The organism is Nitrosospira sp. TNL300, assembly GCF_055385915.1.
Window position 1 is genome coordinate 3097270 of the sequence record NZ_AP041005.1, and the last position, 15555, is coordinate 3112824.

Genomic DNA, 15555 nt, shown 5'->3' on the forward strand with positions numbered 1-15555 from the left:
TGAAAGCAAGCCTGTTGACTGTAATTTTGATGGGGAATGCACGTCTGCATGGTATTACTTCAAACCGTGACGATTCATCAGATCATAAATAGTGGGACGACTGACGCCCAGTAATTCAGCCGCCTTCACCACGTTCCCGTCTACTCTCGCCAATGCTTTCATCAGCGCACCGCATTCTGCCCTGTCCCGTATCTGGCGAAGATTGATAGGCTCAGCTGCACTTGTGCTATACAGGCCCAGATCATCCGCGCCGATTACCGAGCCCTCTGCCATGATGACTGCGCGCTTTATACAGTTCTCCATTTCACGCACGTTGCCAGGCCACGAATGACTTTCAATGGCAGCCAGCGCTTCCTGGCTGAAATTCAGAGAGGAACGTTTCTCCTGCATGCAAAACTTGTTCTTGAAATGATGGGCAAGCAGCGCGGCATCCCCCACCCGCTGCCGCAAGGGGGGAATGGTTATCACGATTTCACTCAAGCGGTAATACAAATCTTCGCGAAAACGTCCATCCTCGATCAGTTTCTTGAGATTCTGATGAGTGGCGCATACCACGCGCACGTCCACGGGTATTTCCTTCCGACCACCTATTCGCTCGATCACCCTTTCCTGCAAAAAACGGAGAAGCTTTGCCTGCAAGGGCATGGGCAGATCACCCACTTCGTCGAGAAAAAAACTGCCTTCGTGCGCAAGCTCGATTTTTCCGGGCGTCTGCTTGACTGCTCCCGTATAAGCACCCTTTTCATAGCCGAACAATTCACTTTCCAGCAACGACTCCGGGATGGCTGCACAATTAATGGCCATGAAGCGCTTCTCCCGCCTGGCGCTCAACTGATGCAGCGCCCGCACTAGAATTTCCTTGCCGGTACCACTCTCGCCCAGCAGTATAACCGTAGCATCCGAGGGTGCGACTTTTTCCACGTTGCGGCATACCTTGCTCAAAACGGGATCGCGGGTTATGAGGCCGCTGATGGGAGAGTTCATCTGGGCCTGCAACAGCTTGCGATTCTCCTGCTGCAGAGCATAGAGATAGTATGCCCGTTCTATCACCAGGCTCAGGATATTGGGATCAAAAGGCTTCTGATGAAAGTCATAAGCCCCTGCAGCGATAGCCTTGAGAGCATTTCCATGGTCCTGATTCCCGGTGAGGACAATTACCTTCGTATCCGGCACCAGTTCAAGTATCTGTTCCAACGTAGCCAAGCCTTCCGAAGCGCCATCCGGATCGGGAGGAAGCCCCAGGTCCATGGTAACAACGGCGGGCTCATGCCGTCTGACCAGAGCAAGCGCGCTTTCGCGATCGCTTGCCACCAACACTTCATAAGCATCGAAGCTCCAGCGCAATTGGCGTTGCAATCCAGGGTCATCCTCGATTACCAACAGACTCTTCTTATCCTGACTCATCCAATCCTCTTATTACCGGTGTTACGGTGTATTACGGTCCCTCGAATTCATTAAATCAGCCGGCCTTCTGAATGCCCGCAGGCCGCGCTTCATAAAGGGGCAGAATGATCCGGAAAACCGTACCACTCGAGGCACTGCTGCTGACTTCCAGCTCCCCCCCCAATTCGGAAACGTACTCCCTGCTTTCAAAAACACCTATTCCCATGCCTGCCGACTTGGTGGATTCGAAAGGCTTGAACAGCTTTTCACGGATGAATTTCTCGCTCATGCCACGTCCTGTGTCTTTTATTTCTATTACGGCAAAATCATTCTTTCGCATTAGCCGAACCCACACTTTTCCATTGCGCGCAGTGGCTTCAATTGCATTTTGAATGAGATGACCAACTACGCGCTCCAGGCGGCCAACATTTGCATATACGGAAAGGTCAGGATCCAGTATCTCAAGAACAGGTTTGGGCTCGGTAATGGACTTGCTTTTCACCGCTTCCTGCAGCAACTCGGCAATAACGAGGGGAGCGGGCTTCTCCGGCGAATCGCCACTGCTCAATTTTTCCAGGAGACGCCTCATCTTTTGCACCGAGAGATATACTGTTTCTATCATGTCCTGCTGAAATTCGGGATTTTTCCTGTGCTTCTCGGCATTCGAGAGCAAGAGGGACAACTGTGAAACGAGATTCTTCAGATCATGCACGACAAAAGTCGACATCCGGTTGAAAGACTCGAACTGGCGCGCAACCATCAGGGCATTCGCGGCCTCGTGCTGCGCCAGATAACTTGCTGCCTGTTTCCCGGCGACCTTGAGCAGGTCGCTTACTTCCCAGTTCAACTTGACCTTGCTCCGCGGTTGGACCAGCACTACGAAGCCGAACAATTTTCGATGCTGAATCAGCGGCACGACCAGCCAGGCTCTGGAAATTGCGTGCAGCCATTGGGGTAGAGGGATTGCGTACTTCTCGGGACCTGCTGCGTATTCTCCCAGATCGATTACCCACTCTTTGTTTTCCAGAAATTGACAGAAGGGGCTGCTTGATGACTCCGCCCCGCCTGCCGGCGGTATATTCAAATGCGCGACAGGCTCGAAGATTCCCGATTCCTTTCGTATCCACAAGCTTCCGCCCGGGCTTTCCACCAGTTGTGCCAGAGCCTGGATCACGCGCTCCTCCAGCCCATGCTCGCCTTCAGCGAGAGTGCGGGTAAAATGCAGCCATTCTTCCCGATAGTCATAGTTGTAACTGAAAAAATGCTTACTGATGAAGACCCTGAGCCAGGAGCGCAGCGTTCCGGAGAATAGCACCGCCAGAAGAAGAACGATTGCGCCAAACAGGAAACTGACCTGCATGACAGTACCCCAGCTTCCTCCGAAAAATCGAAGGTAGTAACCGGTGGCAGCCATTGCCAGCAAATAAGCAGCGGCGCCGAACAATGCAGCCGAGTAGAAAAGAATTCGGCGCGACACGGCGATCCCCAGCGACCAGTCGGGATTGCGCGCAGCAGAAACCGCGATAAGCGGAACGACCAGGGCATTGATTATTCCACGTGCTGCCCATATCTCGGGATTGATCTGCTTGAGAAGCAAAGCATCGCTGTAGAGGTAAAAATCGTAAGCAAAGATACCCCCGATACCGAGACACGCAAACTTTATGCCCCATCGCTGTCGTAGAGGGGTGTTACGATAAACCTGCTCGACGAGGATCATGCCCAGTATGGCCATGGCAAGACTTCCGACAATATTGCTCGTGAAGTCAGTCGTTGCGTGGAACGCCAAGTCATCCTTCTCGTGGGAATACGCCGCCACAAAAAGACAACCGGCATATAGCAACGCAATGGCCGTGAGAGCTGGGGAAGTTCTTGTGCCGGAGGAGTTTTTTTCCTGCTGGTGAAGTCCCAGCAGTACGATCAGAAAGCCTGTCCATCCAGCATTTCTGAGAATCTCCAGCATATCCGATGAAAGGGAAAGAGGAGCATTCTGGTTTGCCTGATAAGCAAAGAAAACGGACCATAGTACCGAAAGCAGGCATGCGACAAGGAGCATCATGCCATGCAGCCGCCCTCGCCAGCTTGTAAGCAGGAGCGCAGCCAAGACCAGATACCCCATTCCAGCCATTGCATAGCTGGCGGTGGCTACCGTCGTCAGCATCTCGGGCTATAGTTCCTCAAAATCATCTTCCACCCTTGCCTAACAGGACAACCTCGATGGTTTCTATCAGGATAATGACATCAAGGAACAAACTGTGGTTCTTCACATAGTAGAGATCGTACTGAAGCTTTTCGATCGCGTCTTCCACTGAGGCTCCATATTGATAGCGGACTTGCGCCCATCCCGTTATTCCCGGTTTTACGCTGTGCCTGACGTTGTAATAGGGAACTTCCGCAATCAACCGGTTCACGAAATAAGGTCTCTCCGGACGTGGCCCGACGAAGCTCATATCCCCGTTAAGCACGTTGAATATCTGGGGAAGCTCATCGATCCTCAGTTTGCGGATAATTCTACCGACACGTGTCACTCGCGGATCATTTGTCAGCGCCCACTGCGGCTTTCCCCCCTTCTCGGCATCATTCCGCATGCTGCGAAATTTGGCGACCATAAAGGTCTTACCGCCCTTTCCCACCCTTTCCTGGCGGTAAAAAACCGGGCTGCCATCCTCCAGAAGAATACAGAGGGCAGTGACAATCATGACGGGTAACGTAATAATCAACAGTATGCTGCTCGCAACCACATCGAAAACACGCTTGATAGCAGTTCGGAGGGGACTCTGATCGAATCCTCCGCCAAAAATCAGCCAACTCGGGTAAAGGGAATTGACGCGAATCTTGCCTTGTTCACGCTCGAAAAAAGCGGCTGAATCAGTAACCTTGACACCGTTCAGCTTGCATTCCAGCAAATCCTGTATCGGGAAGCATCCTCCTCTGCGTTCCTGGATTGCGATGATGATCTCCCTCACCTTGAGGCGGTTCACAAGGGACATCAGGGAATCCACTCTGGGCAATACCGAAGAGGCCGGGACCTGCAACTCTTCATCGGGCAGGGGAACGAAACCAACGATCTTCAGGCCCCGGTGCCTGGAACCATCTTTCGCCCGATCGACGAACTCCCGGGCCCTTCCGCCTATTCCCAGCACAATGGCCTGGGATTCGAGAAGCCGCAGGCTCGACCATTTAAGGAAAGCCGCACGCATCAGGAGAATGCCGGAAAAGGCAAGGAGCATTACCAGTCCCAATATACCTCGCCCAAGATAGAGATCGGGCACCAGATAGAATATCAGGGTCATGATCCCGAATCCGGCCAGTAAGGATGGCATCAGGCGGAACAGAGTATCCTTCATATCCAGCCGCGAATCGAGCTGATACAGTCCCATCGCGGCCATGCACAGGATCATGACAAAAGCAAAGGTGGCAGCTTCCGGAAGCAGGGAGGAGAGAGAAAATGGTTCAACGTAGTTAAAAAAACGAAGGCCTGTTCCAAGATACACTACGAGCATCAGTGCGAATACTTCCGCGCCGATGAGCAGGACTACCGTTCTTGATATGTAATGATTAGAAATACGAAACAATTTTCACTCCTCATCCTGTGCCGCAATGAGCAACAATGGGCAAGACAGCTCGCGCCGCTTCTTTCAGCCGTCTCTTTCCTTTTGTCGACCGAAGATCTGGCCGGAAGATTTCAGGCCCGACACGTGCGAAAAATTATCTGCCGGCTTAAACGCACTGCTTAAAGTACTGCTGGGCCGTCCATTCAATTCTCCGATGCCAGTAGCGGCGCATGACGTCATTCCTGCGCTCATAAGTATCCAACTTCCTGGATTATAGGAGACATTTATAGGAGACATTCTTCGAAGGAGTGTCCGTTTTCCGAACTGGATACGCTACATCATATCAATTTCTACAGCAGGGACAATTGGACTTTAGTACATCGAGAGCCGGAAAGGCATCGTTCGGGCGCTGCGGTCATTCCGCATCAAACACTGCGAAAACATGGAAAGGAGAAATGGAACAAAAACCAGCAGGAACCAGAGGTGAAAAGGATATCGGGGTTGAAGTATTGGACAGCCTATTGGCTATTGGCTATTGAGCGAAATCTGGCCGCGGATGCGAAACACTCAATGGCTCATTTTCGAGGAGTCTCCGGGGTAGAGGGATCCTTTGACAATCAAAGCCAGCTTGAGCCGGTCGGCAATATCCAGCTTGCGAAAGACTTCCGTCAGGTGAGCTTTTACCGTGCGCTCCGTAATATCCAGCCGGCGGGCAATCTGCTTGTTCGTTTCACCGTTTCCCACAAGCGTTGCAATTTCATATTCACGTTGAGTCAAATTGGCAAGCAGATCTCCAACCGCCTGTTTTATTTTGGTCTTTTCCTGGGTGATGGTAACAAGCTCATTCAGCAGATGCCAGCTGAGCGTTCTTCGAATCCAAAGTTCACCGCGCTGCACCGCTGTCACCACACTTTGTAGCTGCTCCCCATCGATATCGCGTCGGCAGACTCCCTTGACACCGGTTCTGAACAACGCCCACTCGGCCTCGTCCGGGAGGGAGCGACTCAAGACTATCACCTTAGCCTCCGGGTGCAATTTTATAAGCGCCGAAATTCCACCTGGAGCGTTCAATTGCGGCAAGTCATAATCCAGCAGCAGGACTGAAGGCTTCAAGCGAGCCAGTTCGACCTTGAGAGATTCAAGATTGGTCGAGCAGAATATTGGGGACAGGGTACGCACCCCCTGTTCCCAATGATACAGATCGTCCTGAGAAGCGCTAGCCAGCAGGATCAAGAAGTTCTCCCGGAAAAAAGCGAATCATCAGTGCAGCACTCTATCCATTATCTTGCCCAGCATCCGCCGTGTCACCCAGATTTCGCCGCTGTCCACGACACGAACCGCCTTCAAAAAATGAAAAGGATCAGCCTCGTGGCTCAGACAGCCGCGCGCCCCATTCGCCAGAGCCTGGATGACCTGCTCCTCCTGAACCGATTTATCGGTCAGCAGTAACACGAGCGTTTCGGGGCAGGTCCGGTGTAAAGCTTCCAGCAGCGCGCATTCCCTTTCAATGGATAAATCGAGATTGACAAAAAGAATACGCGGCTTGAGTTGGGTAATCCTGGCAACTACATCTTCAGTTGATACAGGGTTTTTATGAGGTTCATGCTCATGGCCTGCAGGGATGCCATCCCCGTCGGACATCACATCTGTCAACACCTCGATGCCCGACCCTCCCTGCAAAGACTGTTCCAATTTCGCACGCCTGCAGGGGTCGGTATCCGCTATTGCCACGGTAACGGTTTGCATTGTTTCTCCTTCCAGTTACTTCTCAACTATCCAGAAATCAGCCGATATGCTGGTATGAGCAGTTTTCAATCACGTCTTTACTCCGGTTCGATGCGATGAAGCAGTTCCTGGATATAGGTCGCAGGGATAGCATACGTTATGCCGCTCGGATTGCTGAGCGCCGCCTCCTTCTTCCCTTTTACGAATACCATGTTGATTACGCCATAGACCACCCCGGACTCGGGATCATAAAGCGGGCTCCCGCTATTGCCCGGATACGCAGTGCCGTCGAGCTGAAAAACTGCATAAATGGGCTTTTGTAACTGGTTGATCATCTTCGCGTCGAGCTGCCGCGAATTATGCGCGGGCAAAATAATCGGCGTGATGGATGAAACCATGGCACGATGGGTAACCGGGTAAAATCCAAGAATCATCCCGATCGGGAAGCCGGTGAACACTAGATCCTGCCCTTCGCGCACCTTGCGCGCATCTCCCAGTTCCATGGCTGGCAAAGCCTCGCCGGAAATTCTGAGCACCGCCAGATCGTGCTCCTTGTCGATGGCTGCAATAGTGGCGGACCTGAGTTCGCCTTGTTTTCCCTTGCCGGTAATGACGGTATATGACTCATGATTGGCAACGTCCAGCACCTCGGGAACAACATGGGCATTCGTAACCACATGGAGGCCATCATTCAATACAAAACCGGTTCCGAGGAAATTCAGAGCAGGTGAACGTGTTTTCTGGAAAGTACCCACCCCTACGATCGAGGGCTTGACACGTTCAATGGTCTTGACAAGGTCGCTACCCCAAAGCGGGGTAACGAACATGAGCGCCAAAACGCTGAGGCATTGAACAGAGCCGATGTGGAGAACCAGTAAAGCTTTGCGGATGTGTATCCTCCCTCGAACTGAATTCATTTACAACTTCAACCGATCCCCTGAGATCTCCTCCAATTTCTTTCTGGATTGTTCGCGCAGCGGCCCGCAGGCTCACCTGCATCCTTCCATCTTGTAGATGAAGTAGCCGTCCTTGCTGATTGCCTCCTCGACATTGGCAGGGGCCTTTTCGCTGTGGCAGAACCTGCATTCCCTGCTACTGACCGTTGCATCGCCTTCGCCAATAGAAGTCAGCCACTGCTTCGCATACTCGATCGCTTTCTTGTCGTCTCTCGTGTTTGTGAACACGTCAAAGTGCATCGTGCGGCCATCCTTGGCTTTCACCCAAGTGTCATATACATGCATTTCCATGAGCTTTCCTCTTCGATGGTTTCAAGTCTTACCGGGGTTGGTAATTCAATAACAGCACATAGACTATCACGGCAAAAGAAAAAGTGAAATGTAGCGCATGCAGAGCCATTGTTTTTCTATGTCACTTCATTATATTGCCCCCCTGTCTGGGCCGCTTCCGGTTCAAAACTATGCGCGGTTGACATGATGTCAAACACTTTTCAGGGTGCCTGATTTGGCCCGAAATCATCAGGTTTGTCATAAAACTGTGACAAAGCTGCAATGAAACGGACATCTTCCGGACGTATTCTCCCCTCGGTTTTTATCAAACATCCGAAAAGAGAATAAACCGATGAAATTACGCAGGCTTACACTGGCACTCGCTACCACCGCCCTGGGTTCAAGCTTTTGGTCCGCAGCTTTCGCCCTTGATCTTTATGTCGATACCAAAACAGAGCAAATCTATGCGAAACCCGGACCCGGACGTGTGCACATCGGCTCTTTCGCAAGGGAAGAGGATGCTGCGACAAAAAATGCCGGTAAAACCAGTAAAACTGCTGAGGCACCAATGGAAAACTCAGATGGTCGGATAGCGGGAGAAGCAGCCGGAAAAACAGATCCGGCAGAACTGATGGCAGCCCGTAGAGACATCGAATTGAAGGCGAAGATGCGGGAAGCGCGTCTCGTCAGCGACATGGCATCACTGGAAGAGCGGGTCAAGCAAACTGAAAAAGTCAAGGTGAAGTATGGACCTGGATATCATTTTGAAAGTGCTGATGGCAACTTTACCGCCGAGATCAATGGACGCCTGCAAGCCGACTCGCAATATAACATTACCAACGATGTTCTGCCGCCCGCGCCCACTGATCGTCCTTATGAACTGAACAGTGGCGTCAATCTCCGGCGTGCCCGTCTGGGTGTGGAGGGCACGATGTTCAAAAGATGGGGCTACAAGTTCGAGTACGACTTCAGCCGTGGAAACGGATCGGTGACGGCGGGGATCACGGACGCATTCATCCGTTATAACTTCGATAATCCGTTATCAATAAAGGTGGGATCGTTCAAGGAGCCGTTCAGTCTGGAGGAAGCGACCAGCAACCGCTTTCTGACGTTTATCGAACGGAATATGGCCGTGAATACATTTCTCGATAATCCCAACGTCTACAAGACCGGGATAGGCGTCAACTATGCGGTGCCCCGCTGGCAAACCGGAATCTCCTTCCAGACCGAGCCGCTAGGAAGCTCCAACTCCGGGACGTCAGTCAACCCCAATGGTAACAACAGCCGCAGTAATGGTGCGGGCGACACCAGCTGGGAGGGAGTCGGCCGTATTTCCGGCAGACCCTGGATGGAGAGCGAGACCAAGTTCTGGCATGTAGGGGTGTCAGCAGCGTATACCCAGGTCAATACGCAATACCTAGGAAATGGCGACTTCGCCAATGGCGGAATGAGTTTCGCATCTTTTCCGGGCGCCAACGTTGACCGAACCAACGTGCTGAACACTGGCAACCTGAGTTTCGGCAACAAGAACAACCAGAACTCGCGGCGGTTGGAAAGCTACAATCGCTGGGGTGCGGAAACTGCCCTGGTCTATGGTCCGTTCTCTGCGCAGGGAGAGTACCTGCGAACCGATATCAACGGTCATGGTTATAGCGGAGAATCACTGTTCGGCTTCTACGGTTACCTAAGCTACTTCCTGACCGGCGAGTCCCGTGTCTACCACGTCAAGAATGGCGCATGGAACAGAATAAAGCCTTTTCAGGATTTTCAGCTCAATGGCCCGGGCTGGGGAGCCTGGGAAATTGCCGCGGGGTACGATTACATGAATATGAATGATGGAGTCATCAGGGGTGGAAAGGCGAATCTCATAAGATTTGGCCTGAACTGGTACCCCCATTCCAATATTCGTGTCATGACCAATTATGTCCATGTTCTCGATATAAATACTGCGGGCGTGGCGGACAACCGCAGTGCCGGATTTAACAATGCCAACCTTGATATGTGGCTGACACGCTTTCAGGTGGATTTTTAAAGTCGCCGGAAGATACAGTGGCACAATAAATAGCCTACGCGTACGGCAGGCATGCGAGCATTTCCATTGCCGATGGTAGTGGAAATGCTCGCTGCTGCTGCTGCTGCTGCTGCTGCTGCTGAGTAGAGCTTACCTGAGCGAGAACTCCACGCGGTTACCCGGCTTCTCACGGTTCGTCCCTGCTTCAACTCTCGGCGAAAGTACGAAAATTCGAGCGTCAGGGATTTCCCCATGCTCGATCAGCCAGTCCCGTGCGCTCATAGCCCGGCTTTCAGCAAGCTCCTGTAGTTCTGCATCACCCGCGTCGATGTTGGCAAGCATCAGCTTCTCCATCTCTTCCGTGGGCAGACTTTTTGTCAGACCGATGAAGTTTTTCGGCTTCTCGAACTTGGCATCCTTGTAAACCTGCTCCAGGTATTTTTCATATTCCTCCGGTGCCAGTATTACATCTTCCAGAGAATCGTAAGATTTTCCTTTTTTGATATCCACTGACAATTTCTCCGCCTTGATTTTGCGTTCAAGTACGCGCCGCTTCAAAGGCTCCGGATCACTCGAAGCATCGGCATGACCGATGATCTCGAGATCGAGCGCTGGCCGATCTGTCAGTGCCTGGGCTAACTTCTGGAGTCTTTCTTCTGCCTCCGGCGGAATCTTTACCTCGCCCGCGGGAAAATCGATCTCCGATAATTCTTCTCCCCCGAAAAGCGATCCGAGCACCGTGAAAGGCGCAGTGGCTGCTTTGGTCAGCAAGTTGAGGATTGCCTTGACGATTAATCCCCCCAGGCTGAATTTCGGATCGTTGATGGAACCGCTTACAGGGAGACGAATATCTATTTCTCCGCGTCGGTTTTTTAGCAGCGCCAATGCGAGGTTGACCGGAATCGATAGTGCATCCGGACTTTCGATTTTCTCACCGAAAGTCAATTGATCAAGGAAGATGCTGTTTTCCGCTGTTAACTCGCCGTGTTCGACATGATAGTGGACGTCGACCGATAGTTTGCCTTTCTCGATTGCGTATCCGATATATTTCCCGGAATAGGGGCTGAACGTAGGCATATCGATACCTTTGGCCGAGGCCGTAATATCAAGGGAGAGTTCTCTGCCGAAAGCATCGACCGACCCGTTGATTTTCAATGGTGCCGTTTTATCTACCGCGCCGCGAATATCCACTTCCCCGGCTTTTCGGGGATGGAGCGGTCCTATGCGTCCCGCCAGGTCGGTCAAGTAGGCGCGATAGTTGGGCTGGATGAACTGATCCTGAAAATTGACGTGTCCTCCCTGCATCACGATACGACCTATGCGGACAGGCAGGCTCTTGCGCGGGGGTGGCTGCGAAGGGACAGGCGCAGGTGATATTTCAGCAGGCGTGTCCGCCGGTTCCGGCTCGGGCGTCGTTGCCGGCGCGGCGGCAGCCTGTGAGGGAGAAACCGCTGTTTCCTCTTGCCGCACGATATATTTGAGATTCAACTCGCCTCGGGGAGTAACGACGACATGGGCAAAAAAGTCAGTAAGCGTGATCGAAGCGGCGTTGATGCTGAGAGGCTCATTGGCAAACTCGATCCCCTTGATATCGACACTTCGCCAACGCATGAGGTTGGTGGCGTCCGCCTTGTCCAGCATGTTGAAATTAGTGAGCCTCCCATCCCCGCGCACCGCCACTTTTAACGGCGATGCCTTTTCTCCCCGTGCCCGCTCAGGTCGCTTCTGCCCCTTGCCGCCATCGGCTTTGATCTTGCCACGAAAGGACAACGCGCCGCGCGAGAACAGCACATTCAACCGGTCTCCGGCCCAGCCTTGCAATGCAACAAGGTCAACATCCTTGGCATTTACTGCCAGATCTGCTGCGACCGGCGCCCAGGCAAGAGACCCTTTTGTTTCCAGGCTGCCTGTTTTGTTGACTTCCGCCTTGAGCTCGAGTTGGGATGGCGCTGCGCCGCTGAAGTCGATCTGGTTAACTGTCAGATCAAGGGCATTGACCACCATGGGGGCTACGTCCGGCAAAGTGGCATCTTCAAAGCGCAGTCCGGCATCCGCCAGCTTGAAGCTTCCAAGTTTTACCGTCCATGGCTTACCTGTGTCCGCTTTGGGAGAAGGAGGGGCAGAGGATTGGGATGCCTTTTCCGCCTTGTTTGTCGGAGTAAAAAGCTTGGCAAGATCGAGCCGCCCATCTTTATGGCGTTGCAATGAGGCATTGAAGCGATCCAGGGTTGCAGCGCCGAGACTGACATTCTTCTGCCCGGTATCGACCACGATCTCATCCAGCGTAAGCTTCGGCAGGTTGAGTGTGGGTTCAGGGCTGCCTTCTGGCGACACCGCAATTTCCGTCAAGACTACGGCAGCTCGCGAGGGCTTCACTGCATTCAGGTTTATTTCAGTCAATTGAACGTTGAATTCGCCCAGCGTGGCGGCATATGGCGCCTCCACCGAATGATTCTCCACTTTCAGCTTCTTTAATGCGGCATTGCCTGTGAGAACCAGGGCAGGCGATTGGCCATCGGCCTGGGTAAACGTCAACAAGAGCTCGCTGTCAAAATAACCGGAGAGAAGGCGAATGCCGACTGGAATGGGGGAATACTCGTCTATACGCGTCAGATCCACATCGCTCAACCTGATCTCAAGTGTCGCTTCACGATTTGTGGTGAAAGGCCGCAGCTTCCCGGTAAGATTGAACGGCGCACCGTTCACCCTGGCGCTGAAGCGCGGTTCCACCCATGTTTCCTCCGCGCTTTCGAAATTGGCGATGAAAGGCACACCGATTTGAATGTCGGATATCTCCTGCTGACTTTTTTTCACATGGTCGACGAATTCGAAATGACCGTCTTCGATAACAATATTCCGTACCGAGAACATGCTCTTGCCGGGCTCTTCCTCCTCTTCTTTCGGCCGTTTCATGAAGTCTTCTATCAGGTCGGTGATATTGAACTGCTGCTGCGCTTCACGAACGAGGCGCACAGCGGGCCCTTTGAGCGAAACCGAACTGATCACGGGTGCGCGATGAGCAATAGAGGCAACACTCAGGTCGAGGTAAAGTTCATCAAAGGAAAAAAGATTCTTGTCTGCGTCTACGCTTGTCTCTTTTTCGCCTATTCGAAAACCACGAACCGTCAACTCCAGCGTATAGGGCTGAATGTCGATCGACTGTACAGTAACGGGGCGGTGCAGAACATCCGATAAAACGGCTTCCAGCTTCGCCTTGGCATATCCCGGCAACCAGAAATAGCCGAGCAGACCGAACAGGATAATTATCCCGGCGAAAACACTCAGACCGATTATGAAACGGCGGTGGTTGATGAAGCGATGCAAGAACGTTGTGAGGGAAGACATGAATGAGAGTTTTCGGAAAGTAGCTGCCCGGTGCGCAAAAGGATAAAAGGGTGTAGAGGCTTCAACCTCCCTTGTACATGAACTTTCTTTCTATGCATGACTTTACGCTGTGCAGAAAAGTGGGTCAATTACGACCGGAAATCATCGCGCTGAGCGGCGCGGCTGCGGCGGAATGAGCCGGAAAGTAATGACCACCAGGAGCGCGAACAACACATACGCTACCAGAAACACCCATTCCGGAAGATCATGGAATAGGATGAGGTGCAGCCAGCGCTCGATGAAATCTGTTTCGGTTGCCCTCCCACGCAACGCGTCTTCCAGCCATGTCAGCGGACATACCACGCCAAGAAGGGACTCGGCGGTAACGTACAGGATAGCGGCAAGATGGGCAAACCGGAATCTCCGATTTCGCACAAAGCTCGCCCCTATCCAGCTACCTGCCCAGATCAGCGGCAGACCGCCGACGACAAACAACACGAACAGAAAATGAATGACTAGGATGATATCGGCCATCTGTCGAACAGGTTTATGGACTGATCCGCTCCCGAAAATAACAAAAGAATAAACATATTCTATTAGGTTATTTCTGGATATTCACGCCTGTCGGTATAGTGTTGCGCTTATAGAAGAGGCAGGAATAAGGTATGAAGATTCGCAACCTGGATCTGTCAGGCAACCCGATCAATATCGAACATCAGCAATTGGGGATTCCTCCCGTCGAGGAACCGGTCTCCCATCCCGGCACTCACCCGCTCCTTCACGCGGCGGCCTGGTTTGCCGTCGCAGTGTTGATCGTATTGACCCTTTTTCTGGCCGGTCGTTTTTTTATTTCCAATAACTGGTTCGGGGGCTGGCAGATCATTGGCGAAACCCTGGGCAGCAGCATTTTCTGGAATGCTGCGATAGTCGGGTTCTTCGCCCAGGTCGTGGATGGCGCTCTGGGAATGGCTTATGGAGTAACAGCCACCACTTTCCTGCTTGCTTCGGGCGCCACACCCGGGGTTGCAAGCGCCAGCGTCCATATCGCCGAGATTTTTACCACCGGCGTTTCCGGCATTTCGCATGTCAAGTTCGGCAACGTGAACAAGGATTTATTCGTCCGGCTGCTCGTGCCCGGCATCCTTGGCGGTATCCTGGGAGCAGTGCTGGTGACGCAGGTCGATGGCGCCCTGTTCAAACCCTATGTTTCCGCGTATCTGTTGCTGCTGGGAATTTACATTCTGAGCAAAGCGTTCCGGTCTTTGCGCCTGCGCAAGGATCCGCCGAAGCATGTGGGAAAGCTCGCCCTGTTCGGCGGATTCGTCGATGCGGCAGGAGGCGGCGGATGGGGGCCGGTGGTAACATCCACGCTGGTCAGTACGGGAAACGATCCACGCACGACTATCGGCTCCGTCAATTTCGCTGAATTCTTCCTGACGCTGACTGGTGCCGCCGTTTTCACCTTGCTGATGGAAACCAATACATGGCCCATCATCGCGGGGCTGGTCTTCGGAGGTTTGTTCGCCGCGCCGTTTGCGGCAGTTCTGTGCAAAAAGCTGCACGCGAAGACCCTGCTCATACTGGTGGGCACGCTGATCATTATAACCAGTCTTTATAACCTGTACAGGGCGCTCGGAGGCTAGGGCAGAAGCCGGAGGAATACAATCGAAATGCCATCTTCCGCGCCTGCGAGGGACTGTTCAGCGGTTCCCTAAAGTAAAGGTCCGATCATGGATTCGAGCTTGCTCTCACTCAGGCGACCGAGTTTGCTACCGATCATTTTACCGTTCCGGTCAATCACGACGGTAAAAGGCAGCGCACCCTGGATGTTCCCCGCAGCACCGGCGATCTGCATTGCTTTCATATCTCCCACGAGGACCGGATAATTGATGCCCATTTCCTTGCTGAATGCTGCCGCCCTTTCTTTCTGATCCACCGCAATGCCTACGAAGACCAGTCCCTTATCACGAAATTTGTCCTGAAAGGAGATAAACTCGGGTATTTCCTCGCGGCATGGCGCGCACCAGCTCGCCCAGAAGTTCACCACCATGACTTTCCCCCGCCACTGGGAAACAGGCTGGATATTTCCCTCGAGATCAGGAAAACTCGCCGCCAGTATCGCTTCGGCGCCTTTAGCAGCCACAGCGGCGTCAGGAGCGGCCATATCCTTGCTCCCCAACTGGCCGCGCAATAAGACTCCTGCTGCCACCGCAAGTATGGCAACGCCTGTATACAACAATACCTGTCGCAATTTCGTCATTGTTATTCCCGAGAAAAATAAGCCTCAAATCCTGATCCGGCGACCGCGACTCACGAGCCCGGCTTGCCTGTTCGC

The 15555-nt window shown here is 52.8% G+C and carries 12 protein-coding genes; 2 read left to right on the forward strand and 10 right to left on the reverse strand.

Translation table 11 applies throughout. The features are described from left to right. Nucleotides 1-54: 54 nt before the first annotated feature. From prsR to ACZ5BW_RS14240, 7 genes are all read right to left on the reverse strand, one after another. Complete coding sequence (gene prsR, locus ACZ5BW_RS14210; protein ID WP_464541086.1) at nt 55-1404, reverse strand: PEP-CTERM-box response regulator transcription factor; 1350 nt, start codon at nt 1402-1404, stop codon at nt 55-57. A gap of 55 nt (nt 1405-1459) precedes the next feature. After that, complete coding sequence (gene prsK, locus ACZ5BW_RS14215) at nt 1460-3541, reverse strand: XrtA/PEP-CTERM system histidine kinase PrsK (protein ID WP_464541088.1); 2082 nt, start codon at nt 3539-3541, stop codon at nt 1460-1462. A 22-nt stretch (nt 3542-3563) separates the two neighbouring features. After that, nucleotides 3564-4955, reverse strand: coding sequence for a TIGR03013 family XrtA/PEP-CTERM system glycosyltransferase (locus ACZ5BW_RS14220; RefSeq protein ID WP_464541090.1), 1392 nt, complete (start codon nt 4953-4955; stop codon nt 3564-3566). 546 nt (nt 4956-5501) lie between these two features. Further along, the gene (locus ACZ5BW_RS14225) at nt 5502-6167 is read right to left on the reverse strand and encodes a LuxR C-terminal-related transcriptional regulator (RefSeq protein WP_464541092.1); all 666 of its coding nucleotides are present in this window, start codon (nt 6165-6167) and stop codon (nt 5502-5504) included. A gap of 27 nt (nt 6168-6194) precedes the next feature. Then, a complete protein-coding gene (locus ACZ5BW_RS14230) occupies nt 6195-6680 on the reverse strand; it encodes a response regulator (protein WP_464541094.1) in 486 nt (161 codons plus the stop codon). 77 nt (nt 6681-6757) lie between these two features. Continuing rightward, on the reverse strand, nt 6758-7576 hold the full coding sequence (locus ACZ5BW_RS14235) for a S1 family peptidase (protein WP_464541096.1): 819 nt from the start codon (nt 7574-7576) through the stop codon (nt 6758-6760). Nucleotides 7577-7648: 72 nt separating this feature from the next. After that, the gene (locus tag ACZ5BW_RS14240) at nt 7649-7906 is read right to left on the reverse strand and encodes a DUF2024 family protein (protein ID WP_133669663.1); all 258 of its coding nucleotides are present in this window, start codon (nt 7904-7906) and stop codon (nt 7649-7651) included. A gap of 331 nt (nt 7907-8237) precedes the next feature. On the opposite strand from ACZ5BW_RS14240, the gene ACZ5BW_RS14245 reads away from it, so the two are divergent. Beyond that, nucleotides 8238-9917 carry an OprO/OprP family phosphate-selective porin gene (locus tag ACZ5BW_RS14245; protein WP_464541098.1) on the forward strand — a complete coding sequence of 560 codons (1680 nt, stop codon included), beginning with the start codon at nt 8238-8240 and terminating at the stop codon, nt 9915-9917. A 129-nt stretch (nt 9918-10046) separates the two neighbouring features. On the opposite strand, the gene ACZ5BW_RS14250 is transcribed toward ACZ5BW_RS14245, so the two are convergent. Further along, nucleotides 10047-13241: a DUF748 domain-containing protein gene (locus tag ACZ5BW_RS14250; protein WP_464541100.1), complete on the reverse strand. Its 3195-nt coding sequence runs from the start codon at nt 13239-13241 to the stop codon at nt 10047-10049. A gap of 141 nt (nt 13242-13382) precedes the next feature. Next, nucleotides 13383-13754 (reverse strand): DUF2784 domain-containing protein, encoded by a 372-nt coding sequence (locus ACZ5BW_RS14255; protein WP_464541102.1) that lies wholly within the window; start codon nt 13752-13754, stop codon nt 13383-13385. A 131-nt stretch (nt 13755-13885) separates the two neighbouring features. Here ACZ5BW_RS14255 and ACZ5BW_RS14260 point away from each other — a divergent pair, with 131 nt between their 5' ends. Further along, nucleotides 13886-14863 carry a sulfite exporter TauE/SafE family protein gene (locus ACZ5BW_RS14260; RefSeq protein ID WP_464541104.1) on the forward strand — a complete coding sequence of 326 codons (978 nt, stop codon included), beginning with the start codon at nt 13886-13888 and terminating at the stop codon, nt 14861-14863. A 68-nt stretch (nt 14864-14931) separates the two neighbouring features. Here the strand turns inward: ACZ5BW_RS14260 and ACZ5BW_RS14265 are convergent, their stop codons facing one another. Further along, nucleotides 14932-15480 (reverse strand): TlpA family protein disulfide reductase, encoded by a 549-nt coding sequence (locus tag ACZ5BW_RS14265; RefSeq protein WP_464541106.1) that lies wholly within the window; start codon nt 15478-15480, stop codon nt 14932-14934. Between the last annotated feature and the right edge of the window lie 75 nt (nt 15481-15555).